This window comes from Bartonella sp. AP88XZML, assembly GCF_042195565.1.
Classification (GTDB): Bacteria; Pseudomonadota; Alphaproteobacteria; order Rhizobiales; family Rhizobiaceae; genus Bartonella.
Genome location: NZ_JBHIOQ010000079.1, coordinates 1 through 1,414, shown reverse-complemented (window position 1 = coordinate 1,414; position 1,414 = coordinate 1). Strand labels below are relative to the sequence as shown.

At 35.1% G+C, this 1,414-nt stretch carries 3 protein-coding genes; all 3 read right to left on the bottom strand.

The annotated features are described in order from the left end of the window. Positions 1-282 precede the first annotated feature (282 nt). Positions 283-678 (bottom strand): type II toxin-antitoxin system HicB family antitoxin, encoded by a 396-nt coding sequence (locus ACFIK2_RS08280; protein ID WP_005864994.1) that lies wholly within the window; start codon positions 676-678, stop codon positions 283-285. Then, the gene (locus tag ACFIK2_RS08275) at positions 675-875 is read right to left on the bottom strand and encodes a type II toxin-antitoxin system HicA family toxin (RefSeq protein WP_375677150.1); all 201 of its coding nucleotides are present in this window, start codon (positions 873-875) and stop codon (positions 675-677) included. The genes ACFIK2_RS08280 and ACFIK2_RS08275 overlap by 4 nt, the downstream gene beginning before the upstream one ends. A gap of 67 nt (positions 876-942) precedes the next feature. Then, the coding region (locus ACFIK2_RS08270; protein ID WP_375677149.1) for a hypothetical protein at positions 943-1,414 on the bottom strand (472 nt) is incomplete at its 5' end.

Here is a 1,414-nt window from a genome sequence, read left to right as displayed (position 1 = left end):
GTCAAATATTGATTTTTATTCTTTGAAAAATTAATTAGCCAGAATTAGCAAGAAAACAGGGCTTTCTAGCCACGTTTCAAGTTCACATTTTGCTGAATTTTTGGGGATATTTTTGAATTTTAGACACAATACGACCAGTGCCGTGTCGTCATTAAATACGATTTTTTACACTATGTCAACAAAAAAAATCATGATCTTGTGTTTTTTTATTTTTTTTTACCTAAATATGGTGTTTTTATAAACAAAAAGGTATGTATTGACACAGCCAAAAAAGCAGAAAATCTAAATATTAAGCTCGTGACGCGCTGCTGTTGCCAAAAAAGCAGATCTCGTTAAGCCTCTTTCTTGTGCACAATCATCAATTGCACGTAAGAGCCCTCTTTCAATAGATATGTTCGTACGTACTACTTCTGCATCATTTTCAATAAAGGGGACTTGTATTAAAAAAGCTCCTTCTGACAAAGCTGTTTTGACAGATTCCCGTTGTATGACTTCCTCAAATTTTGAAGGAATAGGCACTATATCTATATCTTCACAATAAAGTTGAAGTGCTTCTGTTGCATTTGCGATTAAATTTTCTTCCTCATCAGCAGCAGAAAAAAGCCCCTCAAAATCAGGAAACTGAACACCAAAAGCAGAATCTTCATCTTTATGAACAAGAGCAAAAAATCTTTTCATTTTTCTTCTCCTTTTTCTAACCAACCTGCTTGTTGTGCGATAGAACGTACTGTACCAATCGGAAGATTTTTTTTAGGATGTGGAACAATAACAACCTTACCATCTTTTTTTAATTTATGATGAGAACCTTTTACTTTGACAAGTTCAAAGCCATCACGCTTTAATTTTGCAATGATTTTTCGGCTATCTTGTTCCATTCCCTAAACTCATAATGTGTAAATATATACACATTTTAATGATTTTTCATCTGATGTCAATTCTTTTTTAACGGCTAAAGTGCTTATGAAGCGCATTAAGAACAATACGCAAAGAACTAACAAGATGTGTTAGCGATTGATCTTCTATAACAAGATATTGTAATGCAGCATAAAGATTATACTGTCTATAGAGGTGTTGTGCTTCTTTGATAGCCTCTTTCGTCACTTCATAACAATGAGTTGCTCTTTCAATCCACCGTTTTTGTGCCTCCTCATTTGATGAAGGAGTAAAGTTGTCATAAACAGCATTAGGCAATCCTTTTGCACATAGGTAATTGTTTTTCACTTCAAGATATTTTTGCGCAGCATCATATTGGTCTTGATTGATTTCGCCTTGCAAATAAAGCCGCCCAATATAGGTGCCGGAAAGCGGATTTTTAGCCTCTTCTATGGTCAAGCAGAAGCGTTTGGCACGCATTTCAATTGCCAATTTATCCATGGGTTCATGCGGTGTTTTTGCTCGTGAGATGCGTCCATTT